The 18,856-nt window shown below is 72.5% G+C and carries 16 protein-coding genes; 9 read left to right on the top strand and 7 right to left on the bottom strand.

Going from position 1 to position 18,856, the window contains the following annotated elements:
• Positions 1-13: 13 nt before the first annotated feature.
• The 5 genes from I4I81_RS26895 to mftA form a co-directional block, all read right to left on the bottom strand.
• On the bottom strand, positions 14-1,900 hold the full coding sequence (locus I4I81_RS26895; protein ID WP_218616418.1) for a mycofactocin system FadH/OYE family oxidoreductase 2: 1,887 nt from the start codon (positions 1,898-1,900) through the stop codon (positions 14-16).
• Positions 1,894-3,900, bottom strand: coding sequence for an oxidoreductase (locus I4I81_RS26890; RefSeq protein ID WP_226363593.1), 2,007 nt, complete (start codon positions 3,898-3,900; stop codon positions 1,894-1,896). Before I4I81_RS26890 ends, I4I81_RS26895 begins: the two co-directional genes overlap by 7 nt.
• Before the next feature lie 74 nt (positions 3,901-3,974).
• Entirely contained in the window at positions 3,975-5,189 is a 1,215-nt protein-coding gene (mftC, locus tag I4I81_RS26885; RefSeq protein WP_218602272.1) for a mycofactocin radical SAM maturase, read from the bottom strand.
• A gap of 13 nt (positions 5,190-5,202) precedes the next feature.
• Positions 5,203-5,511: a mycofactocin biosynthesis chaperone MftB gene (mftB, locus tag I4I81_RS26880; protein WP_226363592.1), complete on the bottom strand. Its 309-nt coding sequence runs from the start codon at positions 5,509-5,511 to the stop codon at positions 5,203-5,205.
• A gap of 4 nt (positions 5,512-5,515) precedes the next feature.
• Positions 5,516-5,617: a mycofactocin precursor MftA gene (gene mftA / locus I4I81_RS26875; RefSeq protein WP_141279391.1), complete on the bottom strand. Its 102-nt coding sequence runs from the start codon at positions 5,615-5,617 to the stop codon at positions 5,516-5,518.
• 126 nt (positions 5,618-5,743) lie between these two features.
• On the opposite strand from mftA, the gene I4I81_RS26870 reads away from it, so the two are divergent.
• From I4I81_RS26870 to I4I81_RS26840, 7 genes are all read left to right on the top strand, one after another.
• On the top strand, positions 5,744-6,802 hold the full coding sequence (locus tag I4I81_RS26870; RefSeq protein WP_226363591.1) for a GNAT family N-acetyltransferase: 1,059 nt from the start codon (positions 5,744-5,746) through the stop codon (positions 6,800-6,802).
• Positions 6,803-6,907: 105 nt separating this feature from the next.
• Positions 6,908-8,179: an NDMA-dependent methanol dehydrogenase gene (gene mdo / locus I4I81_RS26865; RefSeq protein WP_225924708.1), complete on the top strand. Its 1,272-nt coding sequence runs from the start codon at positions 6,908-6,910 to the stop codon at positions 8,177-8,179.
• Between the two features lie 95 nt (positions 8,180-8,274).
• A complete protein-coding gene (locus I4I81_RS26860; RefSeq protein ID WP_218602275.1) occupies positions 8,275-9,300 on the top strand; it encodes a MadB family AAA-type ATPase in 1,026 nt (341 codons plus the stop codon).
• Complete coding sequence (gene madC / locus I4I81_RS26855) at positions 9,297-10,784, top strand: MadC family VWA domain-containing protein (RefSeq protein WP_218602276.1); 1,488 nt, start codon at positions 9,297-9,299, stop codon at positions 10,782-10,784. The genes I4I81_RS26860 and madC overlap by 4 nt, the downstream gene beginning before the upstream one ends.
• 169 nt (positions 10,785-10,953) lie before the next feature.
• A complete protein-coding gene (mdo, locus tag I4I81_RS26850; protein ID WP_218602277.1) occupies positions 10,954-12,246 on the top strand; it encodes an NDMA-dependent methanol dehydrogenase in 1,293 nt (430 codons plus the stop codon).
• Positions 12,247-12,333: 87 nt separating this feature from the next.
• Positions 12,334-13,551 carry an AAA family ATPase gene (locus tag I4I81_RS26845; RefSeq protein WP_218602278.1) on the top strand — a complete coding sequence of 406 codons (1,218 nt, stop codon included), beginning with the start codon at positions 12,334-12,336 and terminating at the stop codon, positions 13,549-13,551.
• A gap of 76 nt (positions 13,552-13,627) precedes the next feature.
• The gene (locus I4I81_RS26840) at positions 13,628-15,157 is read left to right on the top strand and encodes a VWA domain-containing protein (RefSeq protein WP_218602279.1); all 1,530 of its coding nucleotides are present in this window, start codon (positions 13,628-13,630) and stop codon (positions 15,155-15,157) included.
• Positions 15,158-15,166: 9 nt separating this feature from the next.
• Here the strand turns inward: I4I81_RS26840 and I4I81_RS26835 are convergent, their stop codons facing one another.
• A complete protein-coding gene (locus I4I81_RS26835; RefSeq protein ID WP_218602280.1) occupies positions 15,167-17,032 on the bottom strand; it encodes a clostripain-related cysteine peptidase in 1,866 nt (621 codons plus the stop codon).
• A gap of 79 nt (positions 17,033-17,111) precedes the next feature.
• On the opposite strand from I4I81_RS26835, the gene I4I81_RS26830 reads away from it, so the two are divergent.
• Complete coding sequence (locus tag I4I81_RS26830; RefSeq protein WP_218602281.1) at positions 17,112-17,462, top strand: TroA family protein; 351 nt, start codon at positions 17,112-17,114, stop codon at positions 17,460-17,462.
• Between the two features lie 47 nt (positions 17,463-17,509).
• On the top strand, positions 17,510-18,253 hold the full coding sequence (gene mftM, locus I4I81_RS26825) for a mycofactocin oligosaccharide methyltransferase MftM (protein ID WP_218602282.1): 744 nt from the start codon (positions 17,510-17,512) through the stop codon (positions 18,251-18,253).
• Between the two features lies 1 nt (position 18,254).
• On the opposite strand, the gene I4I81_RS26820 is transcribed toward mftM, so the two are convergent.
• Positions 18,255-18,602: an LppU/SCO3897 family protein gene (locus tag I4I81_RS26820; RefSeq protein WP_218602283.1), complete on the bottom strand. Its 348-nt coding sequence runs from the start codon at positions 18,600-18,602 to the stop codon at positions 18,255-18,257.
• Between the last annotated feature and the right edge of the window lie 254 nt (positions 18,603-18,856).

Genomic DNA, 18,856 nt, shown 5'->3' with positions numbered 1-18,856 from the left:
GGGCCCACACTATTCACAGCGCCACCGCCACGCGGTCGCCCTCGACCACGGCGGCGTGCACGCGGCGCGGGGCGAGGCAGTCGCCGACGCGGTGGACGGGGCGCGGGCCGTCGCGCAGGGCTACCCACAGGGCGTCGTCGGGTTCGGCGGGCACGACGGTGACGACGAGGTCGAACCGCCGCTGCTCGACATCGCCGACGGTGTGGTGCAGCACCGCCACCTCCGGTCCGTCGACGGCCCCGGTGATCACGCGGTCGGTAGAGAGCACGATGCCGGCGGCGTGCGCACGGCGGTGGAACAGCTCCATGTCCAGGGTGGTGCCGAGGTCCTGGGCCACGACCAGCCCCGGTGTCATGATCTCCACGGTGGCGCCCGCCGCCGCCAGCCACTCCGCGGCGGCGGGGGCCTGGTGGAAGCCCAGCTCGTCGTAGACCAGCACCGAACCCGTCGTGTGCACCCGACCCGAGAGCACGTCGCGCACGTCGACCACCCCGGCGATCCCGCGCGCCCAGTCCGGTACGCGCGCCCGCGCGCCGGTCGCCAGCACCACGACGTCGGGCGCCTCCCGGTCGACGTACGCCGGGTCGACGTCGACGCCCGTCCGGATCTCGACGCCCGCGGCCCGGCACTCCGCGAGCAGGTCGCGCACCACGTTCCCGAACTCGGCCCGCCCGGGCGCGGCGGCGGCGAGGCGCACCGCCCCGCCCGTCGCACCGTCGCGTTCGCACAGCACGACCCGGTGCCCCCGCACCGCCGCGGTGGCCGCGGCCCGCAGCCCGCCCGGCCCCCCGCCGACGACGAGCACCCGCGTCGGGACTCCCGGCGCGGGCAGAGCCACGGCCTCCCGCCCGGCCCGCGGATTGACCACGCAGCCCAGCCACCGGTTCTGTCCCACCCGCCCGACGCACTCCTGGTTGCAGCCCACGCACGCGCGCACCGGCGCCGAGGCGAACGCGGGCTCGGCGATCTGCCCGCGCACGACCCCGACGAGGTCGCAGGCCCCGTCGGCCAGCGCGCGCTCGGCGTCGGCGGGGGTGGTGAACCGCCCGACCCCGATCACCGGCAGGTCCACGGCCCGCCGGATCGCCGCCGGGATGGGCAGCGCGTAGCCCGGGGCGAACCGGAGCGACGCCTCGATCAGGTGGAGCGTCGAGGTGGCGACGCCGATGGAGGTGTTGAGGTAGTCGACGCGCGACGCCAGCCCACGGGTGGTCGCGACCGCGGCATCGATCCCGATGCCCTGGTCGATGCCTTCCTCGCCGCACAACCGCACGCCGAGCACGCGGTCGGGCCCGATCGCGGCGCGGACGGCGTCGACGACCTCGATCAGGAAACGGTCCCGGTCGCGGCCGTAGGAGTCGGTGCGGTGGTTCGTCGCGGGTGAGAGGAACTGTCGGATCAGCGACGAGTGCGATCCCTGCAGCTCGACGCCGTCGAACCCGCCCGCGACGCACCGGGCCGCGGTCTCCGCGTAGCCGTCGACGATCCGGGCGATGCCCGCGGTGTCGAGCTCGACCGGGACCTCTCGGAACAGTGGGTCCGGCACCGGCGACGGTGCTTGCACCGGCCGGCGCGAGTACATCCCACTCGCCTGCCCGCCGTTGTGGGTGAGCTGCGCGAACACGGCGGCCCCGTGGGCGTGCACCGCGTCGGTGATCGCGCGGTAGCCGGGGAGCGCGTCCGCGCACGAGTGGATCAGCTTCTCGTAGGGACGGTCGTGCCGGTCGACGCCGTGCTCCTCGGTGATCACCAGCCCGGCCCCGCCCGCGGCGCGCGCCGCGTAGTAGGCGGCGTGCTGCGCGGTCGGGAGGCCGTCGACGGCGTAGTTCGTCAGGTGGGCGGAGAAGACGACCCGGTTCCGCAGCGTCAGCGGGCCGAGGCGGAGTGGGTCGTTCAGCACGGCCGTGCGCGGAGACGCTCGCCCGGGCCGCCTCGTCCGCGCACGGCCTCCACCGCGGCCCGACGGCCCTCCAGCACGGCCTCGTGCACGGTGCGCGGCGCGACGCAGTCGCCGGCGCGCGGCAGGTGGGGCCGGGCGCGCCACAGGGCGTCCTCGGGGAGTCGGTGGCCGCAGTCGACCACCGCGGCACACGCCACGGTGCGACGCTCCCCGGTCCAGACGTGCGCCAGCACCGCCCGCCCGTCGCGCACGTGGACCAGCCGGGAGCGCAGCTCGCGCACGACCCCGGCCCGGTCCAGCCGGGCGTTGGCCGGGGCCAGGTCGCCGGTGATCGCGAGCTGGGTTCCCGCGACCTGGTCGGGGGTGACGAGCACGGTCTCCCGGCCTCCGGCGGCGAGCTGCTCGGCGATCCCGACGCCGGTCCAGTCGCCGAGCGGGTCGTGGACGAGGACGGGACCCGGCGGCAGCCCCGCTCCGGCCAGGACGCCCGCCTCGAACTCCGCCGCGGCGAGGACCGGCCCGTCGGTGTCGTACGGGAGCGGGCCGGGGCGCGACCCGGTCGCGAGGACCACGTGCGGCCCCGCGGCGTCGAGGTCGTCGGCGGTGACGCGGACACCGGTCTCGACCGCCACCCCCAGCCGCGCCAGTTCGGCGGTCCACCACGGCACCAGCAGCCCCATCCGCGCCCGCCCGTGGACCGCCGCGGCGAGGAGCAGCGCCCCGCCCAGCACGTCGGCCTGCTCGACCAGCCGCACCCCGTGCCCGGCCGTCGCCAGCACCCTGGCCGCCTCCAGCCCCGCCGCACCGCCGCCCACGACCAGCACGTCGCGGGGCGGGCCGGCCGGCGGCGGGACGGGGTCGGTCTCGTGCCCGGCGTCGGGCTCGGCCTCGTCGGAGACGATCGGGTTGCGCGGGTCGCGTACCGCGGAGCGCTGGTTGGACAGCGTGCACGGCCGGATCCGCTCCGGGGTGCCCGCGCGGACGTGGGCGACGAGGTCGGGGGCGGCGATCTGCGCGCGCGTCATCTCGACGAGGTCGCACACCCCGTCGTCGAGCGCGGCCCGGGCGTCCTCGGGGGACACGACGCTGCCCTGCAACACCACCGCGACCCGTCGACCAAGGCCGGAACGTCGTCCCTGGAGATCATCTGACGACCTCCCCGCCCTGATCGGCGGGGTTCCGCCCTCCGCTCCCAGCCCCGGCGCCGCGCCCACGGTGCCGCAGAGGGCACGGTTGAAGCCGGGAGGGGTGTGCAGGTCGGGGCGGGTGGCCGAGACGGACAGGCCGCTGCCGCGGACCGGCACGACGTAGTCGGCCTCCCCGCACCCCGCGAGGGTCGCGGCCGCCGAGTCGGGCGTGATGCCCGCCCAGGGCGCGAGCTCGTCGCAGCACAGGCGCAGGCCCAGCACGTGGGCGTCTCCGATCGCGGTGCGCACGGCCGCGAGCACCTCGCGCAGCAGCCGGTCCCGGTCGGAGTAGGCGTCGGTGCGGTGGTTCGTCAGCCCGGACAGGAACTGGCGCAGCAGCGAGTGCTGCCCCGCGTCGACCTCCACGCCGTCGCACCCGGCGTCGACGGCCCACGCGGCGGCGGCCGCGAAACCGGCCACCAGCGCGACGATCTCGGGCTGCTCCATCTCCGTCGGCACCTCGCGCGAGGCCACGTCGGCGACGCGCGACGGGGCCCACAGCGCCTGCTGCCCGTACGCCGAGCTGCCCTGTGCACCGGCGTGCCCGAGCCCGGCGAGGACGAGCGCCGGACGGCAGGCCCGGACTACGGACGCCCACCCGTCGGCGCAGTCGGCGGCCAGCGGGGCGCGCTCGTAGGGCCAGTCGGATTCGTGCACCGACGCCGTCTCGGTGACGATCACGCCCGCACCCCCGACGGCCCGCCGCGCGTAGTACGCGACGTGCCGCGGGGAGACCGAGCGCCGGGACCCGAGGTTGGTGACGTGCGGCCCGAACAGCACCCGCGACGGGGCGGTGCGCCCGCGCAGGGTCACCGGGCCGACCAACGAACGAACGGCACCCTCGTCCCCACCCACTGGACGAGAGTGCCGTTCGTGTCGCGGCGAGGTCAGGCCCGCGCCGACGCCTGCGTCAGCGCCGCCGGTGCGGCCAGCGGGCTCGGGTCGCACGACTTGTCCGGGCGGCCCATGCCGATCTGCAGCATCACCGGCGCCTTCGGCGTGCGGGAGTTCCGCGGGGCCGAGCGCGAGTGGTCGACCTCGGACTTCGGGATCTCCACGCCGTCGCGCGCCGCGAGGGCCTGCTCGCCGAACCCGCGGACGCACTCCGGGTCGGGCCCGTCGAGCGGGAGGCCGGTGAAGAACTTGGCCGCCATGCACCCGCCCTGGCACGAGTCGTAGTGCATGCAGGACGCGCACGCGCCACCGGTCTGCGGCTGGCGCAGCTCGGTGAACAGCTCCGAGTTCTCCCAGATCTCCTGGAAGCCGCCGGGCGAGCGGAGGTTGCCGGCGAGGAAGTTGTCGTGGATCGCGAACGGGCAGGCGTAGACGTCCCCGACCGGGTCAATCAGGCAGACCACGCGGCCCGCACCGCACAGGTTCAGCCCGGGCAGGGCCTCGCCGAACGCGGAGAGGTGGAAGAACGAGTCGCCCGTGAGGACCGAGTCGCCCTTGGCCACCAGCCAGTCGTACATCTGCTTCTGCTGCGACGGGAGCGGGTGCAGCTCGTCCCAGACGTCGGCGCCGCGGCCGGACGGGCGCAGCCGGGTGATCCGCAGCTGGGCGTTGTACTTGTCGGCGATCGACTTGAACTCGTCGAGCTGGTCGACGTTCTGCCGCGTCATGACCACCGAGATCTTCGGCTGGCCGAAGCCCGCCTCGGCGAGGTTCTCCAGCGCGCGGATCGCGGTGTCGTAGGAGCCGGGGCCGCGGACGTGGTCGTTGACCTCGGCGGTGGCACCGTCGAGCGAGATCTGCACGTCGACGTAGTCGGTCCGTGCGAGCTGCGCCGAGCGCTTCTTGTCGAGCTTGATGCCGTTCGTCGAGAACTTGACGCCGACGTTGTGGTCGATCGAGTAGTCGAGCAGCTCCCAGAAGTCGGGACGCACGGTCGGCTCACCACCGCCGATGTTGATGTAGAAGACCTGCATCCGCTGCAGCTCGTCGATCACCCCCTTGGCCTCGGCCGTGGTGAGCTCGTTGGGGTCACGGCGGCCGGAGGACGACAGGCAGTGCACGCACGCCAGGTTGCAGGCGTAGGTGAGCTCCCAGGTCAGGCAGATGGGGGAGTTCAGGCCGTACTGGAAGTGGTCGACCAGCTTCACGGGCGCTCCAGACTCAAGATCGCGGTTCGATGGTGCCGTTGGCGGCGAGGCCGGCCAGGGCGCGCAGGTAGGCGGGGCGCTGCGACTCCTCGACGCCGGCCGCCTCGATGGAGGCGTGCACGTCGGGGTACTGCTCCAGGTCCCGGACGACCACCACGAGCTGCGGGGTCTTCAGGAACGAGAGCTTGCGGGTGCCGAAGTGGTAGACGAGCGCGCCGAAGGGCTCGGGGCGCAGCGCCACGCTCGGGCTGCACCGGAACGGCAGACCGGGGTCGAACGCCGGGCCTGCCGAAGCAGACCCGGCGTCGACATCAGCCGCCACGGTTCTAGTAGACACCGCACATGCCGTCGATCGAGACCTCTTCGACGAGGGTCTCCTCGACCACGGGCTCCTCGGGGGCGGACTGGGCGTCGGGCGCGGGGGCCATGGGCGGCTCCTGTCGTCGAGCGATAAGGACGGGTCGGACGCTAATTGGCACCGGGTGCCAGAGACAAGACCCGCCCGCCCAACGGTCGGGGCTCCCCCTCCGATCGGAGGGGCGCAGGATGACGTCGTGAGCGACGTCCTGCTGCATCTCGCGACCACCACCGAGTGGCGCCACCACCTCGCGACGGGCGCCGTCGTGCCGTCCGTGGCGGAGTTCGTGCACCTGTCAACGCCCGACCAGGTGACCCTGCCCGCGAACCGGCTCTTCGCCGGCCGCACCGACCTGAACCTGCTGGTCCTGGACCCGTCCCGGATCGGGGTCGAGGTCCGGTTCGAGCCCGGCGTGCCCACCGATCCGGCGTCGATGCGGTTCCCGCACGCCTACGGGCCCGTCCCCGTGTCGGCCGTGCTGGCCGTCGTGCCGTACCGCGGCGCGGGCGGGTTCGGCCCGCCGGTGCTCCCGGGCGTCGACCCGGCGGGCCGCCAGGCCGCGTTCGAGCCGTCGCTGGTCCGGCGCACCGCCACCGGCGAGGTCCCGGTGACCGGCGGGGTCGCCGTGCGGACCGACCCGGTGCCCGCGTCACACAAGCACAACCGGCTGCTGCTCGACGGCGACACCGACGCCGTCACCGTGGCCGCCGACGCCGAGCGCAGCGGGACGGGCCGCGCCACCCTGTTCGGCGACCGGCACGCCTGCACGGCCGCGGCGCTCACCGGCGCCGGATGGCGGGTGCGGGAGCTCGTCGGCATGACCGGCCCGGCCGGGGGCACGTGCGGCCGCACCGAGGTCGTCGACGTCGAGGCCCTGCGCCCGACTTGGGACGCCGAGTGGCGCCGACACGGCGTCGACGACGCCGACGTCGCGCAGCTCACCGACCGCCTCCTCCTGGAGGAGCGGGTCCTCGACCTGCGGGCCCTCGCCCTGCGCGTCGACGGCGAGGTGGTGGCGTCGGCCGTACTGCGCATCGACGGGGCCACCGCCGATCTCGACGGCGTGGAGGTCGGAGCCGCGCACCGCGGGCGCGGACACGGCGACGCCCTGCTCGCCGACGCCCGCGCGATCGCCGCCGGGGCCGGCTGCGACCTGGTCACGCTCACCGCCGCGGCCGACGACCACCCCCGCTCCTGGTACGGGCGGCGCGGCTTCGTCGAGGCGAACCGGCTCTGGGACGCGGGCCGGACCTGACCCCTCCGACCGGAGGGGGCACGACCCACCCACGAGTAGCTGTTGCAGATGAATTGCAACAGGCAGGGTGTGGCGAGTCAGTAGTCGCCTCGTCGAGGAGTGCACATGGCCATCGAGCTCAACCAGATCTGGGACTTCCCGATCAAGGAGTTCCACCCGTTCCCGCGCGCCCTGCTCGGGGTCGGCGCGCACGACATCCTGGGTGTCGAGGCGAAGAACCTGGGCTTCAAGCGGACCCTGCTCGTCACGACCGGTCTGCGCGGTTCGGGGATCATCGACGAGCTCAAGGGCAAGATCGAGCACCAGGGCGTCGAGGTCGTCGTCTACGACAAGGTGGAGTCCAACCCCAAGGACTACAACTGCATGGACGCCGCCGCGCTCTACCAGAGCGAGAAGTGCGACTCCATCATCTCGGTCGGCGGCGGCTCGTCCCACGACGCCGCCAAGGGCGCCCGCGTCGTCATCGCGCACGACGGCCGCAACATCAACGAGTTCGAGGGCTTCTCCAAGTCCACGAACATGCAGAACCCGCCGCATATCGCCGTGTCCACCACGGCCGGCACCGGCTCGGAGACGTCCTGGGCGTACGTCATCACCGACACCTCGGACATGGACAACCCGAAGAAGTGGGTCGGCTTCGACGACGCCGTCGTCTGCACCCTGGCGCTCGACGACCCGCTGCTCTACTACACCTGCCCCCAGCAGTTCACCGCGTACTGCGGCTTCGACGTCCTCGCACACGGCTCCGAGCCGTTCGTCTCCCGCCTGGACTTCGACGCCTCGCTGGGCAACGCGCTGTACTCGATCGAGCTGGTCGGCAAGTACCTGCGCGAGGCGGTGTTCGAGCCGCGCAACCTGGAGGCGCGCTCGAAGATGATGAGCGCGCAGTACATCGCGGCGCAGGCGTTCAACTCCGGCGGCCTGGGCATCGTGCACTCCGCGTCGCACGCCGTCAGCGCGTACTTCGACACCCACCACGGGCTCAACAACGCCATCGCGCTGCCCCGCGTGTGGGAGTACAACCTCCCCAGCCGCTACGAGCGCTACGCGAAGATCGCGAAGGCGCTCGGCGTCGACACCACGAACATGACCACGGTGCAGGCCGCCGACGCCGCTGTCGAGGAGGCCATCCGGCTCTCCCAGGACGTGGGCATCCCGGACAACTTCGGTTCGCTGACGCCCGCGACCTACGACAAGAACCGGATGAACACCGGCAAGTACAAGGGCGTCGGCGAGGTCATCCCCACCGACGACGGGACGATCCGCAAGATCTCCGAGCACATGATGGGCGACTACTGCACGCCGGCGAACCCGCGGGAGTGCACCGTCGAGTCGCTGATCCCGGTGGTCGAGCACTCGTTCTCGAAGTCCTACTGACCCCAGCCGGATGGCAGTAAAGCCACTTTGCCGCCACGAGACGGCAGCAAGGTGGCTTTACTGCCGTTCCCGACCGCCCCGGGAGAGCCCAACCCGTGTACGAGACCGCCGAACAGGTCGCCGAGGCCCTGCGGGGCCAGGACTACGTCATCGACTCCGACCTCGCCGTCGTGGTCCTGCTCGCCACCCGCCTCGAACGACCACTGCTGCTGGAGGGGCCGGCCGGCGTCGGCAAGACCGAGCTCGCCAAGTCGCTGGCGCTCGCGAGCGGGCGCCGGTTGATCCGGCTGCAGTGCTACGAGGGCCTCGACGACGGCCGCGCCCTCTACGAGTGGGACTACGGCAAGCAGTTGCTGCACGTCCAGATGCTGCGCGACCGGATCGGGGAGACGCTCGCCGACGCCCCCGACATGGCGTCCGCGGCGAAGCGCCTGCGCGACCAGGACACCGGCCTGTACTCCGAGCACTTCCTCTCGGTGCGCCCGCTGCTGGAGACGGTGCTGTCCGAGGACCCGGTCGTGCTGCTCGTCGACGAGGTGGACAGGACCGAGGAGTCGATGGAGGCGCTGCTGCTGGAGGTGCTCGCGGAGCGGCAGATCACGGTGCCCGAGGTCGGCACGTTCACCGCGCGCTCGACGCCGTGGGTGGTGCTGACCTCCAACGACACCCGTGAGCTCTCCCCCGCGCTCAAGCGCCGCTGCCTGCACTTCCACGTCGACTTCCCGGACGCCGCCCGCGAGACCGAGATCGTCTCCCGCCGCGCCCCCGAGGTGGCCGACGACCTGATCGGCGACGTCGTCGAGCTGGCCCGGAAGCTGCGGGAGATGCCGCTGCGCAAACCACCGTCGATCTCCGAGGTGGTGGACGCCGCCCGGGCCGCCGCGGTACTCGGCGGGGTCGAGCGGGGTCCGCTGCTCGCCACGTTGCTCAAGTACTCCAGCGACGTCGACCTCGCCACCCGTCGCCTCGCCGGGGACGCCGAGCCGGAGCCCGAGGTGCCGGTCGCGAAGGACGAGTGGGTGACACCCAGCCGCCCGCGCAACACCACGACCGCGGCCTTCCGCGGCCGCGGCGGCAACAACAGCAACCGCTACGACCAGCCCCGTCGCGGACGGCGATGAGTCCCCTCGACGTCGTCGCGGCGGCGTTCGGGCGGGTGCTGCGGCGCCAGGGGGTGGCCGCGTCACCCGCCGAGGTGATCGAGGTCCGGCGCGTGCTCACGATGCTGGGCGCCGCCGACCTCGACGCCCTGCGCTCCGGGCTCCGCGCCGTCACCGTGAAGTACGACCACGAGCGCCCCGGCTTCGAGCGGTCGTTCACGGCGTTCTTCTCCGCGACGGAGATGGCCGCCGCGACGGCGGGCGGGGGGCGTGGGCTGCTCGAACCCGGCGCCGAGGGCCTGCCCACCGAGCTGGAGCTGGGCGAGGACGACGATCCGCTCGGCCGCTACGCCGACTACAACCCGCGCGCCGCCGAGGTGGGCGATCTGGTCGACGCCCCCGAGAAGGACCAGGGCTTCAACCCCCACCGCGACGACGACGACCTGTCGCTGGCCGGGGCCGACTCCGAGCTGTCGGTGTCGAGCGGGGAGGACCAGGGCCGGCGGGGCATCAGCTACACCGTCGACCTGGACCGGGCCGGCAGCGCGGTCGCGAAGGAGCTGACGTCGGGCCGCAGCGCCCCGGTCGCCGGCAGCATCGACCTCGACGACCCCGCCGCCATCCTCGCCTGGCTCGCCGCCTACGACCCGCACGCGATCTACGCCGACGGTCCGGGCGGGGACCAGCTCTCCGCGACGCAGCTCGACCGGCTCGTCGAGGCGATCACCGACTTCGTCGAGGCACTGGCCGAGCGGGCCGGGCTCGGGCGCGTCGACGATCCGGACGCGACCGGCGACGGGGACCACGCCGACGTCCGGTTCGCCTGCCACGAACTGCTGCGCCGTATGCGGGGAGCGCCGCGGCGGGTGCCGCGTGAGCACAGCCGCGGCCCGCTCGACGTGCGGCACACCGTCCGGGCGAGCATGCGCACCGACGGCGTCCCGTTCCACCTGGTGGTGCGCCGCAGCACGCCGGACAGGATCCGCCTGCTCGTCGTCGCCGACGTGTCGCTGTCGGTCCGCTCGATCACCGCGTTCGCCCTGCGGCTGGCCCAGACCCTGCACGGCATGGCGTTCCGCTGCCGCGTGCTGGCCTACGTCGACACGCCCGTCGACGTCACCGACGTGCTGCTGCGCTCGCGGGGCGACGGCGCGCTGGCCGCGGTGCTCGCCGCACCCGGCCTCGACCTGGACGCCACCAGCGACTACGGCCGTGTGCTGGCCGCGATGAACGCCGAGCACGCCGGCCTCGTCGACAAGCGCACGGCCGTGCTGTTCGTCGGCGACGGCCGCTGCAACGGGCTGCCCGACGGCGCCGAGGACCTGCGCCGCCTCACGCGCCGCGCGCACCGCGTCGGCTGGATCACCCCGGAGCCGCGCCGCTACTGGACCCAGGCGTCGTGCGCGATGCCGACCTATGCGGAGATCGTCGACCACGTGACGATCGCCCGCGATCCCGCCGAGCTCGCGGGGCAGGTGGGCGAGCTGGGTCACGCACTCTCCTGAGCACTGCTGCCATACTGTGGCAATTGCCTGGTCAGAGCATCAAAGCGGGGGCTAGCTACCCGATCAGACGGGGTTCCCCCGTCCCTCCTCATGGGCTTTCTATGCCGGGGGTCACACAGGTCCTAACGTCGGGGCCCAGACCCGTCACCTGTACAGAAAGAGGTTGCCCATGCAGGTCGAAGAGATGCTTCCGCAGTTCCCGATCAAGGAGTTCCACCCCTTCCCCCGTGCCCTCATGGGCCCGGGTGCGCACGAGCTGATCGGCCCGGAGGCCCTCAAGCTGGGCTTCAAGAAGACGCTGGTCATGACGTCGGGCCTGCGCGGCTCCGACATCGTCCACAAGATCGTCGAGTCCATGAAGTACCACGGCCTCGAGGTCGTGGTGTACGACAAGGTGGAGTCCAACCCCAAGGACTACAACGTCATGGACGCCGTGGGGATGTACCAGCAGAACAACTGCGACAGCTTCGTCTCCATCGGTGGCGGCTCGTCGCACGACGCCTGCAAGGGCGCCCGCGTCTCGGTCGCCCACGACGGCCGCAACGTCAACGAGTTCGAGGGCTTCAACAAGTCCGAGAACCCGAAGAACCCGCCGCACATCGCGGTCTCCACCACGGCCGGCACCGGCTCGGAGACCTCCTGGGCCTACGTCATCACCGACACCACGACGGACCCGAAGAACCCGCACAAGTACGTGGCGTTCGACGACGCGTCGGTCACGACCCTGGCGATCGACGACCCGGTGCTCTACTACAGCTGTCCGGTCGACTACACCGCGCAGTGCGGGTTCGACGTGCTCGCGCACGCCTCGGAGCCGTACGTCTCGCGCATCAACTTCGACCCGTCGCTGGGCAACGCCCTGCACGCGATCAAGCTGACGAACCGCAACCTCCGCGAGGCGGTGTGGAACCCGCAGGGCTACGAGGGCCGCTTCGGGATGATGAACGCGCAGTACATCGCGGCGCAGGCGTTCAACTCCGGTGGCCTCGGCATCATCCACTCGATCAGCCACGCCATCTCGGCGTTCTACGACACCCACCACGGCCTGAACAACGCCATCGCGCTCCCGCGCGTGTGGGCGTTCAACATGCCGACGCACTACAAGCGCTTCGCCGACATCGCCGAGGCGATGGACATCGACACGCACGGCATGACCAACGTCCAGGCCGCCGAGGCCGCGCTCGCCGCGTCCATCCGGCTGCTGCGCGACGTGGGCATCCCGGAGCGCTTCGTCGACGTCAAGCAGGACTCGTACTCGAAGAACCGGCTGGGCCAGGGCCCGACCGAGTTCTACAAGGGCGAGGGCATCATCAAGGGTGACGCGGCGGACGTCGACCGCATCACCAACCACGTCCTCGGCGACGCCTGCACCCCGGGCAACCCGAAGGAGTGCACGTTCGAGACCGTGCGCCCCGTGGTCGACCACTGCATGAACGGCGACCTGGACGACCTGCTCACCTGAGTTTTCCCGCTTACAGTCGAGGGGGCGCCGGCAGCTGCCGGCGCCCCCTCGACCAGGTAGTCACTGGTCATGGAGGAACGGAGCAGCATGTCGCAGTTCGAGTCCGGGAGCGGACAGTTCGATTCCGTCGACGAGGTCGTCGACGCGCTGGGCGAGCAGGGCTACATCGCCGACGCCCGCCTGGCCACCACCGTCTTCCTGGTCAACCGGCTCGACAAGCCGCTGCTCATCGAGGGTCCGGCCGGTGTGGGCAAGACGGAGCTGGCGAAGGCGCTCGCGAAGGCCACGGGCCGGCGCCTGCTGCGCCTGCAGTGCTACGAGGGCCAGGACGAGACCAAGGCCCTCTACGAGTGGGACTACGGCAAGCAGCTGCTCTACACCCAGATCCTGCGCGAGAAGATCGGCCAGGTCGTCGCCGACTCCCCCACCCTGGAGGACGCCGTCGACCGCATCGGCGCCCAGGAGAGCGTGTTCTTCTCCGAACGCTTCCTCGCCTCCCGCCCGCTGCTGGAGGCCATCCGCTCCGACGAGCCGGTCGTGCTGCTGATCGACGAGGTCGACCGCGCCGACGAGGCACTCGAGGCGGTGCTGCTCGAGACCCTCGCCGAGTACCAGGTGTCGGTGCCCGAGGTCGGCACGTTCACCACGACGACCCCGCCGTACGTGGTCCTGACGAGCAACAACACGCGTGACCTCTCGGCCGCTCTCAAGCGCCGTTGCCTGCACCTGTTCCTGGACTACCCCACCGCGGAGCGCGAGCTGGAGATCGTCCGGAGCAAGAAGACGGGCCTGCCGGACGCGTTGGCCGAGCAGCTCGTCGGCGTCGTGCGCGGGCTGCGCGAGCTGGAGCTGCGCAAGTCGCCGTCGATCTCGGAGACCATCGACTGGGCGCGCACGCTCGCCGTCCTCGGGGTCGAGGAGCTCAACGCGACGGTCCTGTCCGACACCGTCTCCGTCGTCGTCAAGTACGACAAGGACGTGCGCAAGGCCATCGGCGCGCTGCCGAAGCTGGTCGACCCGAACGCGACCGTGCCGGAGAAGGACCACGGCCACGGCCACGGCCACGGGCACGGCCACGACGAGGAGCAGCCGAAGAAGCCGGCTCGCGCCGACGAGACCGAGGACGAGGTCGACGGCCGCGCGATCCGCGCCGCGAAGGACACCCCCGGCCGCTTCGGCAACACCTACGGCAGCAACCCCCTCGGCGGCGACACCGGCGCGTCCCCGAGCAAGCCGCCGAAGGTCCCCGCCGACCGCGGCAAGAGCAGCTTCGGCGCGGGCCTCGGCCGCAAGCGGGCCCTGTGACCGCGACTCCGCCGCCCGTGCGCGGAAAGGTGCGCCCGGGCGGGCGTTTCCGCTCACGAGCACCGGAGGTGCGCTGATGGAGAACGCGCTGCACCGCTTCGTCCGGCTGCTGCGCCTGCGCGGCATCCGGATCTCCATCCCGGAGGCCCTCGACGCGATGGCGTGCGCCGCACAGCCCGGGATGATGGGCGACAAGGAGCAGCTCCGCGCCGCGCTGCGGGTCGCCCTGATCAAGGACCGGCGCGACGAGGAGATCTTCGACGACATCTTCGACCAGTTCTTCGCGCTGGTGAAGGTGGGCGGCGCCGACACCGGGCACGGCCACGGGCACGGCCACGGCGACCTGTCCGACTCCGGTGAGCTGGAGTCGTTCACGCTGTCCGAGGAGCCGAGCAACACCCCGGAGCAGGGCCACGAGCACGGCAAGCCCGCCGACATCCGGGACTACTTCGACCCCGACGACCTGGCGCAGCAGTACAACCTGCACCAGGAGGCCAACAAGATCGACATGGCCGCGATGACCGACGAGATCGTGCTGTCCAAGGACAGCCAGGGCATCGACGGCGAGGGCCAGCGGGTCCAGATCGAGACCGACAGCCTGCACAACGCGGGGATGCCGGGCGAGATCTCCCAGCAGCAGGGCACGAAGGTCGACGCCGACCTGTCCGTCGCGCAGCAGGAGATGCTCTTCGGCTGGCTCAACGACGGCGACGGCGAGTCGCAGGAGGGCACCGAGGACGACGCGGCGGCCCTGCGGCGGCGGATGACCGGCGTGCTCGCCGGGCTCCCCGAGGCGCTCAAGAAGCACCTCGAGGCGCTGATGGCGCTGGAGAACAAGATCGTCGAGGGCGTCGAGGAGCAGAAGGTCCGCGAGGTCGACCGCGTCGGCGAACACGAGCGCATGGAGCTGGAGGAGTCGATCCGGCGCCTCGCGCACACCCTGCACGGTGGGCTCACCCACAAGCGCAAGGTGTCCAGCCGCGGCCGTATCGACTCGGGCCGCACGATGCGCCGCAACATGCGCTTCGACGGCATCCCGTTCTCGCCGGTCACGGTCACGCGCTCGGAGGACAAGCCGCGGCTGGTCATCCTGGCCGACGTCTCGCTGTCGGTGCGGGCCACCGCCCGGTTCACCCTGCACCTGGTGCACGGGCTGCAGAACCTGTTCGGGCAGGTGCGGGCCTACGCCTTCGTGTCCGACATGGTGGAGGTCACCGACCTGTTCGAGGACCACCCCGTCGAGCAGGCGCTGGGCCTGATCTTCGGCGGGGAGGTGCTCGACGTCGACGCCAACTCCGACTACGGCAAGGCGTTCGGCACGTTCCAGGAGGACTACGCCTCCGCGGTCAACCGGCGGTCCACGGTGATCATCCTGGGCGACGGGCGGGGCAACGGGAACGACCCGAACACCGAGGCGTTCGCCGAGATCACCCGCCGTGCGCGGGAGACGATCTGGCTCACCCCGGAGCCCCGCTACTCCTGGGGCCTCGGCGGCTGCGACCTGCCCGAGTACGCCGAGTACTGCTCACGGGTCCGGGTCGTCCGCGACCTCACCGGCCTGGAGACCGCCGCGCACGAGATGGCGGCGGAGCTCGTCGGACGCTGAGACCCACGGTCAGGGCACCGACACCGTCGTCGCGGCGGTGTCGGTGTTCCCGCCGAAGTCGGTGACGGTCAGGCCGGCGTACAGCGTCGATCCGGACGGCAGCGGGGCCAGGTCGTACCGCAGGGCCGGCAGGTCGGCGTAGAGGCCGACGCCGGTGGTCGCGGTCCAGGTCTGCTCGCCGTCGGCGCCGACGGCGAGGACCTCCGGCACGATGATCCCGGCCGGGTCGGCCGTCAGCTCACCGAAGGTGCCGAGCTCCTCGTCGTAGGCGTAGTAGGTCTCGTTGACAACGTCGCCGGTGCCGGCGTCGATCGTGATGGTGAGCAGGACGTCCTGGTACTCCTGGGCGCCGGGCGCGTAGTAGGCCATCGGCACGTCGATGCTCAGTGCGCCGTCCCCGGCGTCGGTCAGGGTCAGGTAGGCCTGCGCGGTGTCCTGTCCGTCGGAGATCGTCAGCTGCGTCAGGTCGTAGACGCCGACCACCTGCCCGTCGTCGCCGACGGTCGCGGGCTCCTCACCGAGGAACGTGGTGCCGCCGCCGTCGACCACGAGGCCGTAGGTGATGACGGCCTCGGACACCGCACCCGCCGCGGCCGGGTCGACCGCGCCGACCAGGGTGAGGCCGTCGGCGTCGAAGGACGGGTCGGGGTCGCCGAGCAAGCGCGGCCGCTGATCGACGGGCAGGGCCTCGCCCGCGCCGTAGTAGCCCTGCAGGAACCGGGTCCACGGCCCGGCCCCCGGCACGTCGGCGTAGGCGGTGTCGAAGTACTCGGCCTGCGGCGGGAAGTAGATCGAGAGTCCGGTCGCGCCGCGCATCGCCTGCCCCGCGACGCGGTCGACGACGGCGTCGTTCAGGGCCCGGACCAGCGCGTCGGCCTCGTCGGAGACGTCGAGCGTCTCGACACCGATCTGCGCGGCGAGGATGCCGAGATCGGCCATGTGGGTGTCCTCGACGGGGTCGGGGCTGCGCCCGAAGCCCAGTGTGGACGCGCGCTGCGCGCCGACGACGGGGGCCAGTGTCGCGACCCGCTCGGTCAGCGCCCCGCCGAACGCGGTCATGGCCTCATCGACGGTCGGCATCCGCGTGAGGTCGACCAGGGACAGCGTGATGTCGGCCTCGGTTCCCTCCTCCTCCGCCTGAGCGTCGAAGCCGTCGATCAGCGCGCCGCCGAGCGCGTCGACGGTGGTGGCGGGGTCGTCGGCGAGCATCTGCAGCACGCGGTAGTCCCATCCGTGACCGGGTTCGAGCTCTTGGGAGGCGAGCATCCGGTCGGCGACGCCCGCGAACGTGCTCGCCGTCTCGTAGGTGGCCATCAGGCAGGCGTCGAAGCCGAGGAGGTCGAGCCGGTCGACACCGGCGTCGGCGAGGCCACCGGACACGGCGTCGCGCATCTCGGCCAGCGTCAGGACGTCGGAGCCCGCCGACTCGTCGCCGCCGACGCCCGACCATGCCGCGCCGTGGTCGGTGAGGATCACCGCGGTGTTCTGCGCGGGGTGCGCGGCCAGCCCGTCGGCGACGAAGCGGCGCAGCACGTCGGGATCACCGGTGTTGACCTCCCCCAGCTCCTCGACGACCTCGACCCCCGCGTCGGTGTACTGCAGGACCTTGCCGCCCTCCCAGTCGCCGAGGCCGAGCGCGGGCTCGTCGGTGTAGCCCGCGGCGCGGTCGGCCAGCGCCGAGATCGCGACCTCGCCGGTCGTGCCCACCTCGCCGATCTCGCCCAGGTCGGTGAGCAGGAACGGCTCGAGGTCGGTGTCGGCGATCGAGTAGACCAGCACGGTCCAGCCGGGCGGGGCGTCGTCGGGGACGGGCCCGGCCGAGCACCCCGCGGCGAGCAGGCAGGCGACAGCCGGCCCGGCGAGACGTCGACGCATCGGAGCCCTCCTCAGGTGCACCGACGGGCGGTGGCTGCCGATTCCTACCAGACGATCTTCGTTCTGCGCCCCGGGCAGGGTGCGCGACCTCGGACTCGCGCTCCCGCCCGCCGCCGAGGGCCTGTTCTCCGGCGAGAACCGCCCGCCGGTGCAGCTGAGCCCCGAGCAGCTCGACGTACTGGAGGCCGACGTCCTCGTCGTCGGCCTCTACGGCACGTTCGCCGACGACGCCACGATCGCCGACCCGCCGTTCCGGAACCTGCGGGTCGCGCAGGAGGGCCGCGCGATCCTGCTGCCGGAGCTGAGCGAGACCAACGGCGCGATGTCGTTCGGCTCGGTGCTGAGCCTGCCGGTCGCGCCGGAGCAGCTCGCCCCGCGCCTGGCCGCGGCGCTGGACGGCGACCCGGCCACACCGGTCCCTGCGGCCTGACCGTTCCGGCAGGTGTCCCGGAGCGGGGAGCCACATAGGGTCGGACGATGACCACCGCGGCCGTCCCCCGACTCACGATGGGCACCGACGGGCGGCTGCGGCACCGGATCTCCGTGGGCGAGATCAGCAACGACCTGGCCGGCTGGATCGCCGACGACCTCGTCGCCCCCGGCCACATCGAGGCGTCGGCGTTCGAGCGGACGTTCGTCTCGGTCGTCGCGTCGGTCGACCCCGGCTGGACCGCGTTCTACCGCAACACCCTCGACGAGCTGGGCCGCGGCGGCGCCCCGGGCGGCACCAACGCCGGGATGGCGCCGGTGCACGACCGGGCCGTCGAGCTCGCCGTCGGGTCCGTCGTCGAGCTCGGGTGCTGCTTCGGGTTCCTGTCGCTGCAGCTCGTCGCGGCCGGGCACGACGTCACCGCGGTCGACCTGTCCGCGGGCACGGTCCGGCTCCTCGCCGGCGTCGCCCCCGCACTGGACCTGCCGCTGCACACCCTCACCGGCGACGCCACCGCGGTGCCGATGGCCGACGACTGCACCGACACCGTGTTCGCCGTCCACCTGCTGGAGCACCTGCCGCCTGCACTCGCCCCGGTCGTCGTCGCCGAGATGCTGCGCCTCGCGCGGTACCGGGTCGTGGTGGCGGTGCCGTACGAGGACGAGCCGAACGAGGCATGGGGCCACGTCCGCACCTTCGACGCGGCCGCCCTCGACGCGCTCGGCGCCGCCACCGGACGCCCGTACCGGGTGGACGACCACCACGGCGGCTGGCTCGTGGTGGACGCCTGACTCAGCCGGTCGGCGCGAGGCAGAGCACCGTCCCCTTCTCCCCGACGCCCTCCCGGCCCTGCCAGTAGGACGTCGTCGCGGTGGGGAAGTCGGAGCAGGCGAACAGGCCGGCGTCGATCGACGTGCGGTCCACCAGCTTCCCGACGACGGTGTACTCCGCGGTCGGGGCGTCGCAGGCCACGACGGACAGGCTGTCGGTGCCGGTCGACTCCAGGCAGGCGCCGACGTCGGCCGCGACGGCCTCGCCTTGGCGCAGGGTCGCGAAGCCGACCGCCGCGGCGCCGAACAGGGCGAGCACCACCACCCACAGCGTGACGGTGCGGCGGCGGGAGCGAGATGGGGTGGTCACGTCGGAACCTCCGGGGATCGACGCCGGTCGGTCCGGCTGTCGCCGACGCTAGGGAGGCGGGCCCCTCGGCGGATCGGGAGAACTCCCTACATCCACGCACCAGGGTTCCCCGCCCACGGCCTGCTCCCCTCCCGGTACCCGCCCGCCGACCGGCGCTGGTCCACGGGGACGAAGCCGCCGTCGCCGAGGCGGTGGACCCACCGACGCGCAGATCGCCGAGCGCCTGTTCGCGGGCCGGCCGCGGCCCACCGACG

The sequence above is a fragment of the Pseudonocardia abyssalis genome (genome assembly GCF_019263705.2).
GTDB classification, from domain to species: Bacteria; Actinomycetota; Actinomycetes; order Mycobacteriales; family Pseudonocardiaceae; genus Pseudonocardia; species Pseudonocardia abyssalis.
The sequence above is the reverse complement of the archived record's forward strand: the minus strand, read 5'-3'. Positions and strand labels throughout refer to the sequence as shown.

Excerpts from the sequence above, each read along its gene's own strand:
- mftA (WP_141279391.1), bottom strand. The coding sequence starts at position 5,617 with ATGGCCCCCGCGCCCGACGCCCAGTCCGCCCCCGAGGAGCCCGTGGTC.
- mdo (WP_225924708.1), top strand. The coding sequence starts at position 6,908 with ATGGCCATCGAGCTCAACCAGATCTGGGACTTCCCGATCAAGGAGTTC.
- madC (WP_218602276.1), top strand. The coding sequence starts at position 9,297 with ATGAGTCCCCTCGACGTCGTCGCGGCGGCGTTCGGGCGGGTGCTGCGG.
- mdo (WP_218602277.1), top strand. The coding sequence starts at position 10,954 with ATGCAGGTCGAAGAGATGCTTCCGCAGTTCCCGATCAAGGAGTTCCAC.
- I4I81_RS26845 (WP_218602278.1), top strand. The coding sequence starts at position 12,334 with ATGTCGCAGTTCGAGTCCGGGAGCGGACAGTTCGATTCCGTCGACGAG.
- I4I81_RS26840 (WP_218602279.1), top strand. The coding sequence starts at position 13,628 with ATGGAGAACGCGCTGCACCGCTTCGTCCGGCTGCTGCGCCTGCGCGGC.
- I4I81_RS26835 (WP_218602280.1), bottom strand. The coding sequence starts at position 17,032 with ATGCGTCGACGTCTCGCCGGGCCGGCTGTCGCCTGCCTGCTCGCCGCG.
- mftM (WP_218602282.1), top strand. The coding sequence starts at position 17,510 with ATGACCACCGCGGCCGTCCCCCGACTCACGATGGGCACCGACGGGCGG.